This is a genomic window from Bacillus sp. FSL K6-3149, from assembly GCF_038630515.1.
Lineage (GTDB): Bacteria > Bacillota > Bacilli > Bacillales > Bacillaceae > Bacillus > Bacillus pumilus.
On record NZ_CP152034.1, the window covers coordinates 2,574,561 to 2,595,647 of the forward strand.

A 21,087-nucleotide genomic window follows, 5' to 3' on the forward strand; every position below is an offset into this window, starting at 1 on the left:
GGGCAATGTTAAGTGAAAAGTTAGAATTATATGTTGAAAGTTGTTTTCGGCCATATAAAAAAGACAAAACATATGAAGAAAAGAAAAAAGAATTATTAGAGATGCTTGGAAAAGTTAAATTAAAACTGAAAAATGCTGGAACAAAAGATGAAGAAGTTCAGGATATGCTTATTGAAAAGCTGAAATCAGGTGAAATAAGCATTGATGTCAATACATTAGATATTGATGATCATAATCGAGTAGAGCATGTGAAAAAAATATTTGTTAATGCTGATTTAGATTGGTTGACTTTTATAAATGTTAAGTATAAGTTGTGCGATTTTAAAGGGCTATCGATCGTACAAAAAGTGATGAACCATTCAGAATTTAATGGGTGTTATCTGAGAAAAATGAATGTTAGCAATTCTAAAATTTCCACATCAACTTTTGAAAAGAGTGATTTGACTCAATCTCATTTTGAACATTGTGAGATAACGAATTCATCTTTATATGGCTGTCATTTACCCAATGTTCGTATTGATGAATCAACTTTAATAAATGTTTCATTTGAAAATTGTTATTTTAAAAACATCTCTTTTGAGAATTCTAAATTAATAAATGTTAATTTCAAATCATGTACGTTTAAAAAATTAAATTTTATTGGAGTGACAATGGATAAAATGACCTATCATATCTTAGAAGGAGAAGGGGCTGATTTAAGCGGTGTGAAAGTAATCGATAGTTAATGTAGTAGGCTGTTGAGAAAAATCTCAATAGCCTTTTTTGTTTTATCCTCTATCTCTAGATTACCCCATTAGTATCATGATCACCGTGTCTTTGGGTTGAAATTCAAATATATGTAAGAGAAATAGTTGTGTTGAGAATTTAAATTGAAGTACAAGAATTAGTTTAAATTATAAGAGGGAGCTTTACAAAAGCGAGTTAAATGCAAGGTTTTCGTTAAGGAGAATAAGTGTGGAAAATTTCTATTTTTCCAAATAAAAGATGACCACACACCTAACTAATCTGCTTCGCTAAGTGTGTGGGAGGTTTTTTCAATCATATATATTACGAAAAAACCTAAAGTTGATTAGAAAGTTGAAGAACTTGAGATGATTGTTGTGCAAGTGCAGCGCGCAGCCATTGGTTCAAATAAATGTTGACCTTCCCCATGTACCTTAGCAGACAAAGCAGTTGGAATTGTAATTTTAGTCATCTTTAAACCTCCTTAAATAAAATTTATCAACATAGATTATGTAGTTGATATATTACATATGATGGTTCATAAGTCTTTATTTGTCAATAATTAAGTGTGAAAGTTTTATATTTTCTGAAAAGTACATTGATAACACCAAAAAAGTGTGGTTTAATATGACTATGGAAAATAATACTATAATTAAAATTTTATGTATTTAAAGTCATTATATGGTCTAGATGTTATTTTTTAATTGAGGGATGATGTTAATTTGGATCAATTATTTTGGGTATTTAGATATTAAGTTAAGTAAATGTATGAAAAAAGTCGAGGTTAACTATGTTATGAAGAACTCAAAAAGAAGATTACTATTTCTGTTAAAAGTTTAATCATTTTATCTAACTGAGAGATAAGAAAGAGAAAAGAGGGAAGTGCTGTTTATGAGTATTCATTATGTCGGTATTAGAGAACCAATAAAAGTCTATTTAGAGAAGATGAAAGTTGATTATGACGACTACCCTGTTCAAGTTATTGATTTGGGCGGAGCGGTCAATTATGACAAAGAATTTTTTATAAATAATACTGATTTTCAAACGGAAACAATTCTTTTATCTAATAGAAGGCATAATGTCGAGGATGAACTAGGTTCTCTTGAAAGTGAATTATTGAAAATTTATCAGAATAGTATACTTTATAGGACTTCACCGCTTGATATCAATATAGAACTTTATAGAGGATGGGCAGGTGCTACTGGAAAATTAATAACTGCATTTTCTCCCGAGGGAGTTAATTGGATTAATACAATAGATGTTATAAAGGCATGTTTGATCCCTAAAAAAGATGTTAGAAGTCGCGCTGGAAAAGCATATGATTTAACAGGGCCAGAGTTAGTAAGTATGAGTAGGCTTAAGGATATCTTTGAAAAGGATTTAGACATGAAAATTGAATTATATTGTAAAAGTAAAGAAGAGGTTATAACAATTTTATCCCAAAATAATATGCCTTTAGATGTATTAGAATGGTTAGTCGGATTTCAGGAATATTCTTCTTCAAAACAATTACAGCCATTTACGAAAACGCTAGAACAAATAATTGGTCATCCCCCAACAAGTGCACAATTATTTAAAAATACAAATTAGTTATTCTTAAAGGAGGAATAATGTATGTTTGTTAAAGAACAAGAAAGCACGAGATATAAATTAGCACCACACGTTACGCTGGGTAAATTAGAAGACAGTTTGATTGGTTTAAAAGCGCAAACTGTCACCAAAATTGAAGGTGAAGGAATTATTGAATTTATTCAAGAAATTTCTAATCATCTCACGAAAGATAATGGGGTTTCAATTAAAGAGCTAGAGGAGAATTTTGAAATTGAGAGTGATCAATTAAAACATGTCCTCGAATTTTTAGTTGCGAATGGAATATGTGTTAAGACTGATATGAACTTTGATTTGACTGCGCTTTTGTCTTATGAAAGAGCCGGTGGCCAAGTATTGGTTGAAGATATACTAGATCGTTTAAAAACAGGGATTGTTGAAGTGATTGCGCAGGATCACAATCCAGTTGCTGTAGAATTCATTCGTCATTTGCAAGAGGCAGGGCTACATGTAGCGCTTAAGGGAGAAATAACTAAGCAACCAAATATCAGGGTTGCTATTGGTAAATCTCATTTAGATCCGATTTTGGAAGAAATAAATGACCTAGCATTAGATGACCATATACCTTGGTTAAGCATTGTGCCATATGATGGACAGACATCTTGGGTAGGTCCATTTTTCATACCACATCAATCAGCTTGTTTACATTGTTATAACCTTCGAAAATCAGCGAACTTTTCTGACGAAGTACTGCGTTCAGACTTAATGAAAATCAAACCTGTAAATCCTGAAAAGAAGCCGGTTTATCATATGCCGATTAATTTAGTTCAAATCGGGATTGCAAGTAATTTAATTCTAGAATGGCTCACTTTAAAAGATTACGCACCAAGTGCAACACCAGGTGGATTTACAACAATTAATTTAGATGATAAGGGAGTATCTGTTCATAATCATCGTGTTTATAGAGTACCAAGATGCCCTAAGTGTTCTCCAGCTGCAGATACCGGTTTTCCTCAAGTTTGGTTTCATGGTGAGGTGAAAAATTAATTATGGTTAATAAATGGACAACATTAGAAGAGTCATGGGAGATACTTGACCAATTGGCGGATCCTTATGTTGGGATAGTCCGTAGAGAGTATAGAAAACTCAGAGACGTTGATGATATATGGGGTCATTCATATGGAGCGCATGGTACAGACAGCAATATTTTATTTGGAGTACCATCTAATTCTTATAATGGGGGAGGGTCTGCTAATCCAGCAGCAGCCAGATTAGCAGCTATAGGTGAAACGGTAGAAAGATATAGTGCAGCTTATTTACCTTTAAACTCTGATGTAGTTTGTTTTGGAACACAAAAGGACTTAATCAATGAAAACAAATCAGTAATTGGCTTTGATAAGTGGGAAATGTATGCTGTCACCCAATATGAAGATCCGAATTTTCCTCATAATGTATGGAATGAAGATACAAAATTATGGTGGAGAAAAGGTCATATTGCTGAAAATAATGAAGAAGTTTGGACGCCTGCTCAATTAATTCATATTGCAAACTATACTGAGTGGCCAGGAGACCCAAATATTGGTCATGCAACTAGTAATGGACTAGCATGTGGTATTACATATCAAGAAGCGGCAATCTCAGGTTTATTTGAAACAATTGAAAGAGATGCATTTATGCTTACTTGGTACAATAAGTTAAGTTTACCGCAGATCGATATTAATACTTCACCTAGATTAAAACATTTCTATGAACGATATATTAAACCTACATCTCTTGATTTGCATTTAGTAGATATGACCGTTTTTTCTGGTGTACCTACTATTTTGGCAGTGATAAGAAATCCTCATACAGATTTAGCTCCATTTGCTATTGGCGCTGCCTCTGCTCATTCAATTGAAAGAGCATGTGAGAAAGCTGCAATAGAGGGAATGTATACAAGAACTTGGGTAAAAACAGAACAACGATTAGGGAATGCGCTAGTAGATGTAGATTATCATCGTGATATAAATAGTTTTGAAGATCATATTAAACTCTATGCTGGAACAGCTATTGTGAAAGAAGCTGATTTTTTAACTGCGAGTAAGAAATTAGTGGATGTTAATGATTATACACCGTTTGATGATGGTTCTCCAGATATCTTATGGACTAGTCTCGTCAGTCATTTATCAAAACAAGGATATCATGTAGCAACTTTTGATTTAACCAGTCCTGATATAAAAGATGCTGGTGCATATGTCGTAAAATCAATTATTCCTGGATATAAACCGATTGACGTTCTATATAGAGGTAGAATGTTGGGTGGAGAACGAATTTTAAAACACTCTTATCAATTAGGTTTAGTAGATAAACCTTTTAAATTAGAAGAACTGAATCCAATTCCGCATCCATTTCCTTAATATCGTAGAAAGGTGATTAAATATATGAATAGTATTGAAAGACATGCTACTAATTTGGCTGATGTTGTGTATGGAAACGAAGCATTACGGTTTGATGATCCTTCTGAAAATTGGTTTGAAGCAACAAAAATCTATAGAGGTTCAATGGCATGGGACGCACCTGGTGTTGCAGGACTGCTTCGATCTCAAACTTTGCAAAAGATTGCTACACATGCAAGTAAAAGGTTTGATGACCTACCATTAATTTCACTACCTAAACCATTAAATACAAATATATCTTTAGACGATGTCATTAAGGGACGAAGAAGTGCAGATTATTTTAGCGGGGGGAGTGTTTCATTAGAACAACTCTCAACAGTTTTACAGAAGAGTTATGGATTGGTAGAGCGTAAAGAAGGACCTAGACGTCCTATACCATCTGGTGGTGCGCTCTATCCTCTAGATCTATATATTGTAGCCAATAAAGTGGATACTTTAGACAAAGGTGTTTATCATTTCGATCCGTATAGAAGAGGATTGACTAAAATGGGTGATTACTCCGAAAAAGAATTTGAGAAAATAATGTTACAAGAAGAATCAGTTCAAGATTTTGCATTTGCTATAGTCATTTCAGCTAATTTTTGGCGTTCTCGATTTAAGTATGGACATCGTTCTTATCGCTTTGTTTTTATGGAGGCAGGACATGTCATGCAAAATATGATCATGCTATCTACTGCACAGAAGATTAATAGTCGACCGTTCGGAGGGTTTATCGATGATGAGTTGATGGAATTGATCGGTGGATTTAATGGGGTAGATGATGCCCCAATATATACATTGATTGCGGGTACTTAAATAAATGATTTCAATGATAGCAGCTTTAGGGATCCTCATTCACTTTTTGGGTCCCTTAAGTTCTAAAATGGTTGTCAAAATCATGAGAGATAAATCAACAGCCAATCGAAGGCTAACAACATATATCACACCTCAGAGGAGCTATGATGGACTCACCATTATCGGAGCTTCTATATGCTGTGGGGCGCTTTCTCAAGAACTCTTTGTTGAAATCTCGAATAGTAAAAATGTATTTGGCATTTTATTTTTCTTTTTGTTAGGAGTACTTTTACCATCAGTGCTATGGAAAATAAAAAACAAAGTGATTGTATTTAAAGGTAGATTTGCTGTCAATGTTGATTCAATCGTTTTTCTTCCATTAACTGCTCTATCAGAAGAAGTAATTTGGCGCTTTATTCTTCCGGCTTTATTAATGAATTTATGGGAATCTATTGCAATATCAATCTGTGTAAGTTCGATAGGATTTATATTGCTGCATATACCATTAGGCGGTGCTAAGTCAACTGCTTATATGTCTCTTTTTACATTAATTACAGTTATTTCATATTTTGCATTTGGGATTTTAGCAGCGATAGCATTTCATATTTCTCATAATTTGTTCATTCATTTTTTTCACCCTCTCAAAGTAAAGGAATTCAAAACGAAACCTCCCGTATTATCTGAAACTGACTGGTGAGGCTTTTATAAAGGTGGTAAACCCTGTGATGATACAAGAAAAAATCAAAGAGCTTGAAGTAAAAAGAGCTCTGGCTCAGTCATGGTTTTTGGATCCAGATAAAAGAAAAATAAGTTCAAATTATGATAATAGAGAAACACCATTTACTCGATTTCTATCAGCTGAAACTTTCATTTCTTATTATCAACTAACATTCAAAAAAACACCTGTTTCTATTTTAGATATAGGGTGTGGACAAGGTCAGATGCTTGAGTATATATCTAAGCAATTACCTCTAGCTGATTTGACTGGGATTGATTCATCTGAAGAAGCCATACATTGTGCAAATAAATTAAATATAAAAGCCAATTTTATTTGTACAGATATAAAAAATTTTTCATCACATGCTAAAATATATGATGTGATTTTAATACATCTGTGTTTTGGGCTATTTGAAAATCCGATCGAATTATTAGAACAGTTACTTCCTTATTTATCAAATGAATCTATGATTTATATTGTTGATTTAAATCGAGATAGTATAGAAAGTGGATTGAGTTCAGTTCAGAGCAAAGAAGAAGAACTGTATATATATGATCAATATCATGCCTCGTTGACATTATCTGAGTTTGAACAGTTACTCACCTATATTACCAAACCGAGAGAAGATATGATGTATAAGATTGGTACTTCTATAATTGGAGGATTTAGCCCATTTAGTATGGAATTTTTATCGTTAATAGGAAATGGAAATTTACAACAAACGTTAAGACAGGCTCCAGATCAATATAGCAGTTCAACGCAGAAAGTACCTGTACTTTTACATGCGTGGCTTATTAAAAATTCTGGCTAAATAACTCCATCTAAACATGGTCCTTTCTTTATGTGTAATGTTAAGGTTATCAGTACAGTATTCCGCCTACTCTCCATGGAGTTCGATGTGAATTTTTTCTCAATTTTATTCGCTAGAAACAAGTTGGAAGGGTTTTCTTTGAAATGAGGGAGCAAAGGCAAAGCGATTAAAATGGAAGCCTGCTTATTTCTTTAACATTTACACTCTTTTCTTCTATATTAAATATCAACCATTCTGTTTAATACAAAATGCTTTTTCGACATAGAAATGATTTAGTGCAGATGGAGATCATTTTTCATAGGGAGTTCTGTTCTTCGCCCATAGTATACAGCTGCGATTATCACCAGCCCGTTCTGTTCATATTGGCATATATAATAAAGGAAGAGAGAGTTATGATTGGTTTAAAGTAAACGATTTACGAGTACCTGTTATAAGGAAGAACTTCATTTGCATAAAAAAATTGGATATGGTATAGTTTTTATGGAAATGCTAACGATTACCGAGACAAGAGTGGGGAAACCCGCTCTTTTGTATTGAACAGGCAATTTTTGTCTCGACATTATTCATCCGTTTTCTGCTCCCCCTGCTCACATAAAGCAGGGTTTTTATGCAGAATGATTGATAAGAGCGTTTATCGAAAGCACAAGGAGGAAGAGAATGAGCAAAAAAGTAGTGGATGTCGTAAGCGAAATGGTACAGCCAATTTTAGATGGCTTACAGCTTGAACTCGTTGATGTTGAATTTGTCAAAGAGGGTCAAAACTGGTTCCTTCGCGTGTTTATTGACTCTGATAAAGGCGTCGATATCGAAGAATGTGCCAAAGTGAGCGAAGCCTTGAGCGAAAAGCTTGATGAGGCAGATCCGATTAGCCAAAACTACTTTCTTGAAGTGTCCTCTCCTGGAGCGGAGCGCCCATTAAAGAAAAAAGCTGATTTTGAAAAAGCACTTGGAAAAAATGTTTTCATGAAAACATATGAACCAATTGATGGTGAAAAAGCATTTGAAGGTGAGCTTACAAGCTTTGATGGTGAGATTGCAACAGTGACAGTGAAGATCAAGACAAGAAAGAAAGAGATCAATATTCCATACGAAAAAATAGCTAACGCAAGATTAGCAGTTTCGTTCAATTAACCTTTTCATTGATATAAGGGGGAACCATAAAAATGAGTAGTGAGTTGTTAGATGCCCTGACTGTTCTCGAGAAAGAGAAGGGTATTAGTAAAGAAATTATTATTGAAGCGATAGAAGCTGCACTCATTTCTGCATATAAGCGTAACTTTAATCAAGCGCAAAATGTTCGTGTTGATTTAAACCGCGAAACGGGAACAATTCGCGTATTTGCAAGAAAAGATGTTGTAGATGAAGTGTATGATTCTCGCCTTGAAATCTCTGTAGATGATGCAGCCAATATGAACCCGAATTACATGGTAGGTGACGTCGTTGAAATTGAAGTCACGCCAAAAGATTTCGGACGCATTGCAGCTCAAACTGCGAAACAAGTGGTGACGCAGCGAGTGAGAGAAGCAGAGCGAGGTGTGATCTACACTGAGTTTATCGATCGCGAGGAAGACATTATGACGGGAATCGTTCAGCGAATTGACAGTAAATTCATTTACGTGTCACTTGGCAAAATCGAAGCCCTTCTTCCGGTCAACGAACAAATGCCAAATGAGGACTACAAACCACATGACCGCATTAAGGTGTTTATTACAAAAGTCGAAAAAACAACAAAAGGACCACAAATTTATGTGTCTAGAACACATCCAGGTCTTTTAAAGCGTTTATTTGAAATTGAAGTGCCAGAAATTTATGATGGTACTGTAGAGCTTAAATCGGTTGCTAGAGAAGCTGGGGACCGTTCTAAAATCTCTGTTCGTACGGATGATCCTGATGTTGACCCAGTTGGTTCTTGTGTTGGACCAAAAGGCCAGCGTGTACAAGCAATTGTCAACGAGCTAAAAGGCGAAAAAATTGACATTGTCCATTGGTCTAATGACCCGGTTGAATTTGTTGCCAATGCATTAAGTCCATCAAAAGTACTTGATGTTATTGTGAATGAAGAAGATAAGGCGACAACAGTCATTGTCCCTGATTATCAGCTGTCGTTAGCCATTGGTAAAAGAGGTCAAAATGCTCGTCTTGCAGCAAAGCTGACTAGCTGGAAAATTGACATTAAAAGCGAAACAGATGCAAGGGAACTCGGTATTTTCCCAAGAACTGAAGACTCTGAATCTCTTTTCTTAGAGGCTGAACCAGTAGCTGAGGAATCTGACGAATAAGAGGTGATGTAAAAGGTGAATAGCCGAAAAAAAATCCCGCTTAGAAAATGTGTCGTGACGGGAGAAATGAAACCAAAGAAAGAACTGATCCGTGTTGTTCGTTCTAAAGAAGGTGAAGTGTCTGTTGACGCAACTGGAAAAAAGAACGGACGCGGAGCTTACCTTTCTCTCGATAAAGAAACCATTCTTGCGGCAAAGAACAAACGCAGTTTACAGCAGCAATTTCAGACACAGATTGACGAACACATATTTGAAGAATTACTAGAACTAGCTGAAAAGGTGAAAAAACCAAATGACTGATTCTAAGTGGTATCCTTTGCTTGGTCTAGCAAATCGAGCTCGTAAAGTCGTGTCAGGAGAAGATCTTGTGATCAAAGAAGTTAGACATGCGCGTGCTAAGCTGGTTCTTCTTGCAGCAGATGCCTCACCGAACACAGAGAAAAAGGTATCTGACAAATGCAAATTTTATAATGTTCCGGTTAGAAAAATTGAAGACCGTTCCGTTCTCGGACGTTCTATTGGGAAAGAAGCTCGCGTAGTTGTCGCTGTCACTGACCAAGGCTTCGCTAAGAAGCTTATAAGCTTGCTCGATTAATTTATTTGGGGGTGAACGAATGGCTAAAGTGAGAGTATATGAATACGCAAAAGCCATAGATGTTTCAAGTAAAGATATTATAGCAGCGCTTAAGGATATGAATGTGGAAGTGAACAACCACATGGCGACGCTTGAAGACGACACTGTGAAAAAGCTAGACGCTATCTATAAAAAAGCCAAAGCAAAAGAGACAACTAACGAGAAACCCGCAGAACAAAAAAAACAATCATCTAACAAAAACAATGATAGAAAGAAGAATGACGTGCAGAATAATCAATTTAATAAAAACAAAAAAAACAACAACCAAAACAAAAACAAAAATAAACGCGGTGGGAATAACAAATCGCAGCATCAACAAGCTAGACCTGTGAAGCCTAAGAAAGAGCTTCCTGAAAAAATTGAATTTACAAATTCAATGAAAGTCGGCCAGCTGGCTGAAGAGCTTGGAAAAGAAACAGCTGAAATTATCAAAAAGCTGATGATGCTTGGTGTAATGGCAACCATTAACCAAGAGCTGGATAAAGATACAGTTGAACTAATCGCTTCTGAATATGGCGTTCCAGTAGAGGAAGTCATTATTTTAGAAGAAACTGAACTTGAAAAGTATGAAGTGGAAGATAAAGAAGAAGATATGCAAGTACGCCCTCCAGTTGTGACGATCATGGGACACGTTGACCACGGGAAAACAACGCTTCTTGACAGCATTCGTAAGACGAAAGTCGTTGAAGGCGAAGCTGGTGGAATCACGCAGCATATCGGTGCATACCAAATTGAAGAAAACGGCAAGAAAATCACGTTCCTTGATACACCTGGACACGCAGCCTTTACAATGATGCGTGCACGTGGTGCCGAGGTAACGGATACAACCATTCTAGTCGTGGCAGCAGATGATGGTGTGATGCCGCAAACGGTAGAAGCTATTAACCATGCGAAAGCAGCAGAAGTGCCAATCATTGTTGCTGTCAACAAAATTGACAAACCAACAGCGAACCCTGACCGTGTGATGCAGGAATTAACGGAGCATGGTCTAGTACCAGAAGCTTGGGGCGGCGAAACGATCTTCGTTCCTCTATCTGCAAAAACAGGTGAAGGCATTGACGAATTGATCGAAATGATCCTTCTTGTCAGCGAAGTTGGAGAACTGAAAGCCAACCCAAATCGTGCGGCAAAAGGGACTGTTATCGAGGCTGAGCTTGATAAAGGAAGAGGGTCAGTTGCAACCCTTCTTGTTCAAACTGGTACGCTTCAAGTAGGTGACCCAATCGTTGTCGGAAATACATTTGGGCGCGTTCGTGCAATGGTCAATGACATCGGACGCCGCGTGAAAACAGCAGGACCATCTACACCTGTTGAAATCACTGGTTTAAACGATGTACCAAATGCAGGGGATCAGTTCCTCGTATTCAAAGATGAAAAAACAGCTCGTCAAGTAGGTGAGGCGCGTGCTTCGAAACAGCTTGATGAACAGCGTTCAGACAAAGCGAAATTATCTCTAGATGACCTATTTGAGCAAATCAAACAAGGTGAAGTGAAAGATATCAACTTGATCGTGAAAGCAGACGTACAAGGTTCTGCTGAAGCACTGACGGCCGCTCTTCAAAAAATTGAAGTGGAAGGCGTAAAAGTGAAAATCATCCATACGGGTGTTGGAGCGATTACAGAATCTGATATTATTTTAGCAAGTGCTTCTAATGCGATCGTGATCGGATTTAACGTACGTCCTGATGGAAATGCGAAGAGCACAGCTGAAACAGAAAACGTAGATATCCGCTTACACCGCATTATTTATAAAGTCATCGATGAAATTGAAGCGGCGATGAAAGGAATGCTTGACCCTGAATATGAAGAAAAAGTCATCGGTCAAGTTGAAGTTCGTCAAACGTTCAAAGTATCTAAAATCGGTACAATTGCTGGTGGCTATGTTACTGAAGGAACGATCACAAGAGATAGTGGTATCCGCTTAATCCGTGACGGCGTCGTTATTTTTGAAGGCGAAGTCGACGTATTAAAACGATTCAAAGATGACGTGAAAGAAGTTTCACAAGGTTATGAATGTGGTATTACCATTAAGAAATACAATGATATCCGTGAAGGCGACGTTCTGGAATCATTTGTTATGCAAGAAATCGAAAGAAAATGATCGGTTATACCGAATGTGAGTGCATCATTTATGATGCCTCCTCACTGAAGGAAAAACGTGCGGTTCTTCAGCGTATATTGACAAGAACGCGCCATAAATTCAATGTAACCATGGCTGAAATGGATTACCAGGACACATGGCAGCGTACATCAATTGGAATCGCCGTGATTTCCTCATCTCGGGTTCAAGTGGAAAAGGAATTGCAGCGTGTTTTAAGCTTTATTGATTCTTTTCCTGAAATTGAACGAACGATCACGAAAACTGAGTGGTTTTAATTAGAGGTGATATGATCATGAGTATGAGAGCAACCCGCGTGGGTGAGCAGATGAAAAAAGAATTAGGCGATATCCTAGGCAGAAAGCTAAAAGATCCAAGAATCGGCTTTTTGACTGTAACCGATGTCGAAGTAACCGGTGATTTGCAAATTGCCAAAGTCTACATTTCTGTTCTCGGTGACGAGAAGAAAAGAGAGGAAACCTTAAAAGGCCTTGCTAAGGCTAAAGGGTATATCCGCTCTGAAATTGGCAATCGAATTAGACTTCGCAAAACACCAGAACTGCACTTTGAATTCGATGAATCCGTGGATTACGGAAACCGAATTGAAAGCCTAATTGCTGAACTAAACACAAAAGATCACGAATAAGACGTTGAAATAAGGATAGGCGATGATCGTCTGTCCTTTTTCATCGTTTACGAAAGGAGAGAGCGCAGATGGTAAATGGTGTTCTTTTATTACATAAAGAAAGAGGGATGACCTCTCACGACTGTGTGTTCAAAGTGAGAAAGCTCTTACATACAAAAAAAGTCGGACATACAGGCACCCTCGACCCCGAGGTATCAGGTGTTCTGCCCATTTGTATCGGAAGAGCAACGAAGATTGTCGAATACTTAACAGATAAATCGAAAACGTATGATGCAGAAATCACGATTGGATTTTCTACAACAACAGAAGACCAAACAGGTGAGATCGTAGAAGAAAAAAAGGTGCAAAACCCCATCTCAGAAGAAGACATTGATGCTGTGCTGAAACAGTTTCAAGGAACCATTGAACAAATTCCTCCTATGTTTTCGGCTGTGAAAATTGGCGGAAAAAAACTCTACGAATATGCAAGAGAAGGCATTGAAATTGAGCGGCCGAGCCGCGAGATTACGATTCACCGTATCGAGCGGACAACACCTGCTTTATTTGAAAATGGAAAAGTATCATTTAGATTCACCGTTTTATGTTCAAAAGGAACGTATGTCAGAACCTTAGCAGTTGATATTGGAAAGAAACTAGGATTTCCAGCTCATATGTCACATCTCATTCGCATAGGATCAGGTGATTTTACACTAGATGAGTGCATCACCCTTGATGAGTTGCGAGATATAAGCGAAGAAGGCACAGTAGATGAGCACCTTGTCTCGATCGAGCGTGCGCTCAATCATTTGCCGAAATGGGAGATAAATGATACATTAGCAAGTAAAGTGGAAAACGGTGCAGTCCTGCCCATGCCTGATGAATTCGCTCATTTCGCAGAGGAAGATCGTGTCGCTGTCTTTGCTCCTTCAGGCAGGTGTTTGGCGATATATATGAAGCACCCGACCAAACAGAATCTGATGAAGCCGGCGAAGATCTTATCTCAGGACAAGCAATCTTAAAGAAAAGGTGACCATCTCGTGAAGACTATACATATTTCACACCCACATACATTGAATCAAAAGGATCAAGACCCGTCTGTTATGGCTTTAGGGTATTTTGACGGTGTTCACCTCGGACATCAAAAAGTGATTGACGCAGCAAAAAGCATTGCGAGAAAAGAAGGATTGGCTTTAGCGGTCATGACCTTTCATCCGCACCCATCACATGTTTTGCAAAAAGCACGTGAACCCAAGGACTTAATTACACCGCTTGAGGATAAAATTGATTTCATCGAACAACTGGGCGCTGACTATTTATACATTGTGCAGTTCAGCGAAAGCTTTGCAGCGCTATCTCCTCAAGAGTTTGTCGATCAATATTTAGATGAGCTGAATGTGAAGCACGCAGTAGCTGGTTTTGATTTTACGTTTGGCCGTTTTGGTGCAGGCACAATGGAAACCTTCGATGAGTACGGAAAAGGGCGTATCACGGCCACCATCGTTCCTAAGTTGTCCAATCAAGACCGAAAAGTCAGCTCAACACTCATACGCTCTGCATTGAAAAATGGGGATGTTGAATATGTGAGTGAGCTTTTAGGAAAACCGTATCAGCTGCGCGGTATTGTCATTCATGGTGATAAACGAGGACGGACGATCGGCTTTCCGACTGCGAATGTCGGTTTATCTGCTGAGTATATCATTCCGCCAACAGGGGTTTATGCAGTAAGAGCAGAAGTGAAAGGTAAAGTGTATGACGGTGTTTGTAATGTTGGCTATAAACCAACCTTTTATGAAAAACGTCCTGATCAACCTGCCATTGAAGTAAACCTCTTTGGTTTTAACGAAGAAATATATGGTGAACCGATTAAATTACAGTGGTTCAAGCGCATTCGCAGTGAGCAAAAATTTAACGGAATCCAGGAGTTAACGGCTCAAATCAGTCAAGATAAAGAAGAAGCGATTCAGTTTTTTCAACATCAGCGAAAGCAAACAAAAAATTCATAGAAAAACAGCTCTACCATTTGCAAATTCAGCATATTTTTAGTATGATTATTCCTGTAGCTTTAAAACCACTTACTTGGCAGGCCGACTTCACCGACGGTTGCGAGGTAGATGGGGCTAACATGATTTGGAGGTGAAACAGGATGGCTATTACTCAAGAGCGTAAAACTCAATTAATTAGTGAGTTCAAAACACACGAATCTGATACTGGATCTCCAGAAGTTCAGATCGCTGTCCTAACAGAATCAATTAACAACTTGAACGAGCATTTACGTACTCATAAGAAAGATCACCACTCACGTCGCGGTCTTTTGAAAATGGTAGGTAGACGTCGTAATCTTCTTACGTATCTACGTAATAAAGACGTAACTCGTTACCGTGAGTTAATTAACAAACTAGGCTTACGTCGATAATCGTAAAAAGCGGGAGGATTCCCGCTTTTTTATCGTATAATCACTAATATTTTATGGTTAAAATGTTGAAAGAATGGCAAAAACCCTTCTACATACACCTTTCACATTGATATGTGAAAATCATTTTGTTCATAATAAGAATTAACTAAAATTTCAAGATAAGAGAGGAGTTTTTCTCAGAATGGGACAAGAGAAACATGTCTTCACCATAGACTGGGCTGGACGTCAACTGACAGTTGAAACTGGCCAGCTTGCAAAGCAAGCAAACGGAGCGGTCCTCGTACGCTACGGAGATACAGCTGTGCTTAGCTCAGCAACAGCTTCTAAAGAACCAAAACCACTTGATTTCTTCCCGCTCACTGTGAACTACGAAGAAAGATTATACGCAGTAGGTAAAATTCCTGGTGGCTTCATTAAAAGAGAAGGCCGTCCAAGTGAAAAAGCGATCCTTGCGAGCCGCTTAATTGATAGACCAATCCGTCCATTATTTGCTGATGGATTTAGAAACGAAGTACAAGTTATTAGTATCGTCATGAGTGTGGATCAAGATTGTTCATCTGAAATGGCTGCAATGTTTGGCTCATCTTTAGCATTATGTGTGTCTGACATTCCATTTGAGGGACCAATCGCTGGCGTTACAGTAGGACGAGTTGATGGAAAGTTTATCATCAATCCAAATGTAGAACAGCTTGAACAAAGTGACATCAACCTTGTAGTCGCTGGAACAAAAGATGCGATCAACATGGTCGAAGCTGGTGCTGACGAAGTACCAGAAGAAACAATGCTTGAAGCTATCATGTATGGTCACCAAGAGATCAAACGTTTAATCGAATTCCAAGAGGAAATTGTCAAAGCAGTCGGTAAAGCAAAAATCGATATTCCTCTATATGAAGTAGATCAAACGTTAGCAGACGAAGTAAAAGCACTTGCTGAAACAGACCTGCTGAAAGCGATTCAAGTACATGAGAAGCATGCACGTGAAGATGCAATCAGTGCAGTGAAAAAAGCTGTGGTTGAGAAATTTGAAGAAGAAGATCGCGACGAAGCGACAATTAAACAAGCGAAAGACGTATTAAACAAGCTTGTCAAAAATGAAGTTCGTCGTCTGATCACTGAAGAGAAAGTACGTCCAGATGGACGTGGTGTAGATCAAATCCGTCCACTTTCTTCAGAAGTAGGACTTCTACCAAGAACGCACGGTTCAGGTCTATTTACAAGAGGACAAACACAGGCGCTCAGTATTTGTACATTAGGTGCACTTGGCGATGTGCAAATTCTTGACGGTCTAGGCGTTGAAGAATCAAAACGCTTCATGCACCATTACAACTTCCCTCAATTCAGTGTTGGTGAGACAGGGCCAATGCGTGGCCCAGGACGCCGTGAAATCGGACATGGAGCGCTAGGTGAACGGGCATTAGAACCAGTGATCCCATCTGAAAAAGATTTCCCTTATACGGTTCGCCTTGTGTCTGAGGTACTGGAATCAAACGGATCTACTTCACAAGCAAGTATTTGCGCAAGCACACTTGCGATGATGGATGCGGGTGTTCCAATTAAAGCACCAGTTGCAGGGATTGCAATGGGACTTGTGAAATCCGGTGAATACTACACAGTGCTGACAGACATTCAAGGAATGGAAGATGCACTTGGTGATATGGACTTTAAAGTTGCAGGTACATCAAAAGGTGTAACAGCACTTCAAATGGATATCAAAATCGATGGTCTATCAAAAGACATTTTGGAAGAAGCGCTCCAACAAGCGAAAAAAGGAAGAATGGAAATCTTAGATAGCATGCTGTCAACGATTCCTGCTTCTAGAGGAGAATTGTCTCGTTATGCACCAAAAATCTTAACGATGAAAATCAATCCTGATAAAATTCGCGATGTCATTGGACCAAGCGGTAAACAAATCAATAAAATCATCGAAGATACCGGTGTGAAAATCGATATTGAACAAGATGGTACAATCTTTATCTCTTCTACAGAAGAAGACATGAACCAAAAAGCGAAGAAAATCATTGAAGATCTTGTGAGAGAAGTTGAAGTAGGACAACTTTACTTAGGTAAAGTAAAACGCATTGAAAAATTCGGTGCTTTCCTTGAAATCTTCAGCGGCAAAGATGGACTTGTTCATATTTCTGAGCTTGCGCTTGATCGTGTAGGCAAAGTAGAAGATGTCGTGAAGATTGGCGATGAATTACTTGTCAAAGTCACTGAAATCGATAAACAAGGCCGTGTGAACCTTTCTCGCAAAGCTGTTTTACGTGAAGAAAAGGAAAAAGAAGAAAAACAGTCTTAATGAAATATGTTAGAAGCCAGGTATCCGTACCAGGCTTCTTTCTTTTCTTGCGCTAACAATAGTTCTAGCTTGTTTCTCCCCATCATAATTTGTGGTAAAGGGGAGGGACAACCATTGAAAAAAACGTTACCATTCATTGTGTTTGTATTTTTACTGCTCGTGTCATATCAAACGATGAAGCAGCCGGCTGCTGTTACATATATTGAATCAATGAAAGAGCATGCTGAGGTTGCATCTGTTTCAAAAGATATTTTATATCAAGAGATTGAATCGAAGTCTTCTGACTATGAAGTGAAGGCGCAAAATGCTAAGATTGATAAAGTGTGGAAAAAGATGCCTGGTCTAAATGGACAGACGGTCAATATCGATGCCTCTTATGAAAAAATGAAAAAACAAGGGTCATTTGATGAAAAGCTGCTTGTTTTCAATGAAACAAAACCTTCTATTCATTTACATGAACTTGGTGCTGAACCCATTTACAAGGGACATCCAGATAAAAAAATGAATGCTTTCCTCATCAACGTGGCTTGGGGTGACGAGCATTTAATCAAGATGTTAAAGACACTGGAAAAGCATCAGGTCAAGGCGACCTTTTTCTTAGAGGGCAAATGGGTGAAAAAAAGCACGGATCTTGCTAAAAAGATCGTGGCAGATGGTCATGAAATTGGAAACCATTCATACAATCACCCAGATATGCGCACACTGACAAGAGAACGAGCATTAGAGCAGATTACCAAAACAAATCGTCAAATTGAAGAATCCCTTGGAAAAAAACCGAAGTGGTTCGCCCCTCCAAGCGGTAGCTTTAAAGAAGAAACAGTGAAGCTTGCCGCAGAAGAAGGAATGGAAACCATTATGTGGACGGTAGACACCATTGACTGGCAAAAACCGTCACCAAACGTACTACAAAAACGGGTGCTTGGAAAAATTCACAATGGGGCGATGATATTAATGCATCCAACAGATTCGACGGCGAAAAGTCTTGACGCACTTATCACTCAAATCAAGGAAAGAGGATATGAATTAGGAACGGTTTCTGACCTCCTAAGTGAAAAAAGACATCCGTGATCCGATCTGTTTGTTGAATAGGAGGAGCAAAACTTGGTCAAAACGTATACATGCCAAAACGGAGTAAGAATTGTACTTGAAAACAATCCCACTGTAAGATCTGTCGCAATTGGCGTCTGGATTGGAACGGGTTCTAGACATGAGACACCAGAAATTAACGGAATCTCACACTTTTTAGAGCATATGTTCTTTAAAGGGACAAAGACGAGATCTGCACGTGATATCGCAGAATCCTTTGACCGCATCGGTGGTCAAGTAAATGCCTTTACGTCAAAAGAATACACTTGCTACTATGCAAAGGTGCTTGATTCACATGCCGGCTACGCCCTCGATGTATTAAGCGACATGTTCTTCCACTCTGCTTTTGATGAAGAAGAGCTGAAAAAAGAAAAAAATGTAGTATATGAAGAAATCAAAATGTATGAGGATACACCTGATGATATCGTTCACGATCTGTTGAGCAAAGCGATTTATGGTGATCATTCTTTAGGGTTCCCGATTTTAGGAACAGAAGAAACACTTTCTACCTTTAACGGTGATTCTCTTAGAGCTTATATGGATGAATTCTACACGCCGGACCGCGTCGTTATCTCTGTTGCAGGGAATGTGGATGACACATTCATTAGTGAGGTTGAAAAGTTGTTCGGTTCGTATGAAACGAAAGGAAAAAAACAGCCTGTAGAAGCGCCGCAATTTCACTATGACAAGCTCACACGCAAAAAGGAAACAGAGCAAGCGCATCTATGCATGGGCTTTAATGGCCTCCCAGCTGGAGACAAAGGCATCTATGACTTAATCGTCTTAAATAATGTTCTTGGGGGAAGCATGAGCAGCCGCTTATTTCAGGATGTAAGAGAAGACAAAGGCCTCGCCTATTCCGTTTTCAGCTATCACAGTTCATTTGCAGATAACGGCATGCTGACGATTTATGGCGGGACTGGAGCGAAGCAGTTAAACCTGCTCTCTGAAACCATCTTACAAACACTTGACGTCTTAAAGCGTGAGGGAATTACGCAAAAAGAGCTTGAAAACTCTAAGGAGCAAATGAAAGGGAACCTAATGCTCAGTCTTGAAAGCACAAACAGTAAGATGAGCCGAAACGGTAAAAATGAACTGCTCCTTGGCAAACATCGTACACTTGATGAAATTATTGAAGAAATCAATAAAGTCACATTAGACGGTGTGAATAACTTATCAAAACGAATCTTTACTGAGGATTATGCGCTCTCGCTTATTAGTCCTACGGGTGATCAGCCATCATAATGTAAACAACACGGCAGGCTTCTTATGAGGTCTGCCGTTTATTGTATATCAAGTAGAAAGGGGCACTGCTTACATGGAACGTGAAAAACTGAAACTCCTCTCTCCGCTTCTGACACAAGCCATCTCCTTTCAGCCGATGACATCTGGCTTTTCTGGAAACCGTACTTACCTCGTCACAACATCCTCAAGTGAAAAGCTGGTGCTCAAGCTATCAAATCTCAAAACGTATACTAATTTTAAAAGAAAAGCTTCAGTTCAGCAAAAGTTTAAAAATCGAGGGCTTCTATGTTCTGAAGTCATGGAGGTTGGAATGAATCCTGAACTTAACTGTACCTATCGTATTTTCTCTTTTATTGAAGGAGAGAACGCTAGAGCATCCATCCATCTGCTTACAAATGAAGAGCAGTATGAAATCGGAAGACGGGCAGGCAGAGAGCTGAATTTCATGCATACATGTCCCGCACCTTCTCATGTCGCGCCATGGGATGAGAGAGTCATGGCGAAACATGAACGGTATGTACATGCCTATCAATCAAGTGGAGTGACCTTTACGAAAGAGCAATTCGTATTAGATTTTATCAAATCACATGCTGATGCGGTAAAGGCGAGACCTAATCAATTCCAGCATGATGATTTTCATTTGGGGAATATCATCATACAAGAAGGTGAGTATGCCGGCGTCATTGATTTTGATCAATCTGACTGGGGTGACCCGGTTCATGATTTTTATAAATTGTCCTTATTTAGCCGAGAAAATAGTATTCCGTTTTCAGCAGGGCAACTGGATCACTATGTAAATACGCAGGTCACAGACGATTTTTGGCTTCTTTTTTCTATCTATACAGCAATGAGCTGCTTTTCTTCTATTGTTTGGACGCTTTCTTATGACACTGAACATGTACAAGGTATGGTGAACCGAGTGGAGAGAATGCTGGCAGACCATGATCACTTTCATCAACTGAAACCAGCTTGGTATTCAAATTGGCATCATGCATAACTTGCAAAAGCGGGACGGTCTATTTCTTCTTGTGGCTGCATATATGATACGGAAGGGAAGTGATGCGATTTTGAGGCTAAGCGAGCTGTCAGGAAAAGAGATCGTTGATATTAAAAGAGCGGAGCGGCTTGGCGTGCTTGGACAAACCGACCTTGAAATCAATGAACAGGACGGTCAAATCACAGCACTCATCATACCTTCCGTGAAGTGGTTTGGCTTTCGAAAGCAAGGAAATGACATCCGCGTCCCGTGGAATCACATTCAAAAAATAGGATCAGATATGATCATTCTCGATGTGCCTGAAGCACTTCAGCCGCCCGGGGAAAAAGAGCATCCATCATAAATGGGTGCTCTTTTTCTTTTCTCTCTTCGATTTGTTCACAGGCTGAATCCTCTCCTCAT

23 protein-coding genes are annotated in these 21,087 nt (G+C 38.6%); 22 read left to right on the top strand and 1 reads right to left on the bottom strand.

Translation table 11 applies throughout. From position 1 onward, the window contains the following. Nucleotides 1-5 precede the first annotated feature (5 nt). On the top strand, nucleotides 6-725 hold the full coding sequence (locus MHB83_RS13010) for a pentapeptide repeat-containing protein (protein ID WP_050945022.1): 720 nt from the start codon (nucleotides 6-8) through the stop codon (nucleotides 723-725). A 344-nt stretch (nucleotides 726-1,069) separates the two neighbouring features. On the opposite strand, the gene MHB83_RS13015 is transcribed toward MHB83_RS13010, so the two are convergent. Next, nucleotides 1,070-1,195 (bottom strand): plantazolicin family TOMM peptide, encoded by a 126-nt coding sequence (locus MHB83_RS13015; protein ID WP_003212531.1) that lies wholly within the window; start codon nucleotides 1,193-1,195, stop codon nucleotides 1,070-1,072. A 419-nt stretch (nucleotides 1,196-1,614) separates the two neighbouring features. Here MHB83_RS13015 and MHB83_RS13020 point away from each other — a divergent pair, with 419 nt between their 5' ends. The 21 genes from MHB83_RS13020 (at nucleotide 1,615) to MHB83_RS13120 (ending at nucleotide 21,028) form a co-directional block, all read left to right on the top strand. Next, nucleotides 1,615-2,313 carry a hypothetical protein gene (locus MHB83_RS13020; RefSeq protein ID WP_003211085.1) on the top strand — a complete coding sequence of 233 codons (699 nt, stop codon included), beginning with the start codon at nucleotides 1,615-1,617 and terminating at the stop codon, nucleotides 2,311-2,313. 24 nt (nucleotides 2,314-2,337) lie between these two features. After that, on the top strand, nucleotides 2,338-3,318 hold the full coding sequence (locus MHB83_RS13025) for a TOMM precursor leader peptide-binding protein (RefSeq protein ID WP_342496380.1): 981 nt from the start codon (nucleotides 2,338-2,340) through the stop codon (nucleotides 3,316-3,318). A 2-nt stretch (nucleotides 3,319-3,320) separates the two neighbouring features. Further along, complete coding sequence (locus MHB83_RS13030; protein WP_003211025.1) at nucleotides 3,321-4,667, top strand: YcaO-like family protein; 1,347 nt, start codon at nucleotides 3,321-3,323, stop codon at nucleotides 4,665-4,667. Between the two features lie 24 nt (nucleotides 4,668-4,691). Then, on the top strand, nucleotides 4,692-5,501 hold the full coding sequence (locus MHB83_RS13035; protein ID WP_050945016.1) for a SagB/ThcOx family dehydrogenase: 810 nt from the start codon (nucleotides 4,692-4,694) through the stop codon (nucleotides 5,499-5,501). 82 nt (nucleotides 5,502-5,583) lie between these two features. Then, nucleotides 5,584-6,177, top strand: coding sequence for a CPBP family intramembrane glutamic endopeptidase (locus tag MHB83_RS13040; RefSeq protein WP_342496381.1), 594 nt, complete (start codon nucleotides 5,584-5,586; stop codon nucleotides 6,175-6,177). Nucleotides 6,178-6,205: 28 nt separating this feature from the next. Further along, a complete protein-coding gene (locus MHB83_RS13045) occupies nucleotides 6,206-7,009 on the top strand; it encodes a class I SAM-dependent methyltransferase (RefSeq protein WP_233421742.1) in 804 nt (267 codons plus the stop codon). 657 nt (nucleotides 7,010-7,666) lie between these two features. Beyond that, nucleotides 7,667-8,140, top strand: coding sequence for a ribosome maturation factor RimP (gene rimP, locus MHB83_RS13050; protein WP_003211398.1), 474 nt, complete (start codon nucleotides 7,667-7,669; stop codon nucleotides 8,138-8,140). A gap of 32 nt (nucleotides 8,141-8,172) precedes the next feature. Continuing rightward, entirely contained in the window at nucleotides 8,173-9,288 is a 1,116-nt protein-coding gene (nusA, locus tag MHB83_RS13055; RefSeq protein WP_003211013.1) for a transcription termination factor NusA, read from the top strand. Nucleotides 9,289-9,303: 15 nt separating this feature from the next. Further along, nucleotides 9,304-9,588 (top strand): YlxR family protein, encoded by a 285-nt coding sequence (locus MHB83_RS13060; RefSeq protein ID WP_003210758.1) that lies wholly within the window; start codon nucleotides 9,304-9,306, stop codon nucleotides 9,586-9,588. Continuing rightward, a complete protein-coding gene (locus tag MHB83_RS13065; RefSeq protein WP_034619894.1) occupies nucleotides 9,581-9,883 on the top strand; it encodes a YlxQ family RNA-binding protein in 303 nt (100 codons plus the stop codon). Before MHB83_RS13060 ends, MHB83_RS13065 begins: the two co-directional genes overlap by 8 nt. Nucleotides 9,884-9,902: 19 nt before the next feature. Continuing rightward, nucleotides 9,903-12,023 carry a translation initiation factor IF-2 gene (gene infB, locus MHB83_RS13070; protein WP_342496382.1) on the top strand — a complete coding sequence of 707 codons (2,121 nt, stop codon included), beginning with the start codon at nucleotides 9,903-9,905 and terminating at the stop codon, nucleotides 12,021-12,023. Continuing rightward, nucleotides 12,020-12,298 (top strand): DUF503 domain-containing protein, encoded by a 279-nt coding sequence (locus MHB83_RS13075; protein WP_012009994.1) that lies wholly within the window; start codon nucleotides 12,020-12,022, stop codon nucleotides 12,296-12,298. Before infB ends, MHB83_RS13075 begins: the two co-directional genes overlap by 4 nt. Before the next feature lie 17 nt (nucleotides 12,299-12,315). Continuing rightward, nucleotides 12,316-12,666: a 30S ribosome-binding factor RbfA gene (gene rbfA, locus MHB83_RS13080; protein ID WP_003210803.1), complete on the top strand. Its 351-nt coding sequence runs from the start codon at nucleotides 12,316-12,318 to the stop codon at nucleotides 12,664-12,666. Nucleotides 12,667-12,734: 68 nt separating this feature from the next. Further along, complete coding sequence (gene truB / locus MHB83_RS13085) at nucleotides 12,735-13,664, top strand: tRNA pseudouridine(55) synthase TruB (protein WP_050945010.1); 930 nt, start codon at nucleotides 12,735-12,737, stop codon at nucleotides 13,662-13,664. Between the two features lie 18 nt (nucleotides 13,665-13,682). Beyond that, complete coding sequence (gene ribF, locus MHB83_RS13090; protein WP_268458632.1) at nucleotides 13,683-14,648, top strand: bifunctional riboflavin kinase/FAD synthetase; 966 nt, start codon at nucleotides 13,683-13,685, stop codon at nucleotides 14,646-14,648. Between the two features lie 140 nt (nucleotides 14,649-14,788). Further along, the gene (gene rpsO / locus MHB83_RS13095; protein ID WP_012009997.1) at nucleotides 14,789-15,058 is read left to right on the top strand and encodes a 30S ribosomal protein S15; all 270 of its coding nucleotides are present in this window, start codon (nucleotides 14,789-14,791) and stop codon (nucleotides 15,056-15,058) included. Between the two features lie 181 nt (nucleotides 15,059-15,239). Next, on the top strand, nucleotides 15,240-17,357 hold the full coding sequence (gene pnp / locus MHB83_RS13100) for a polyribonucleotide nucleotidyltransferase (RefSeq protein WP_003211098.1): 2,118 nt from the start codon (nucleotides 15,240-15,242) through the stop codon (nucleotides 17,355-17,357). A 174-nt stretch (nucleotides 17,358-17,531) separates the two neighbouring features. Further along, nucleotides 17,532-18,425 (top strand): polysaccharide deacetylase family protein, encoded by an 894-nt coding sequence (locus MHB83_RS13105; RefSeq protein WP_223250646.1) that lies wholly within the window; start codon nucleotides 17,532-17,534, stop codon nucleotides 18,423-18,425. A 33-nt stretch (nucleotides 18,426-18,458) separates the two neighbouring features. Next, the gene (locus MHB83_RS13110; protein ID WP_050945004.1) at nucleotides 18,459-19,688 is read left to right on the top strand and encodes a pitrilysin family protein; all 1,230 of its coding nucleotides are present in this window, start codon (nucleotides 18,459-18,461) and stop codon (nucleotides 19,686-19,688) included. Nucleotides 19,689-19,761: 73 nt separating this feature from the next. Beyond that, nucleotides 19,762-20,685, top strand: coding sequence for an aminoglycoside phosphotransferase family protein (locus MHB83_RS13115; RefSeq protein ID WP_050945002.1), 924 nt, complete (start codon nucleotides 19,762-19,764; stop codon nucleotides 20,683-20,685). A gap of 70 nt (nucleotides 20,686-20,755) precedes the next feature. After that, a complete protein-coding gene (locus tag MHB83_RS13120; protein ID WP_012010001.1) occupies nucleotides 20,756-21,028 on the top strand; it encodes a YlmC/YmxH family sporulation protein in 273 nt (90 codons plus the stop codon). The last annotated feature ends 59 nt before the right edge of the window (nucleotides 21,029-21,087 follow it).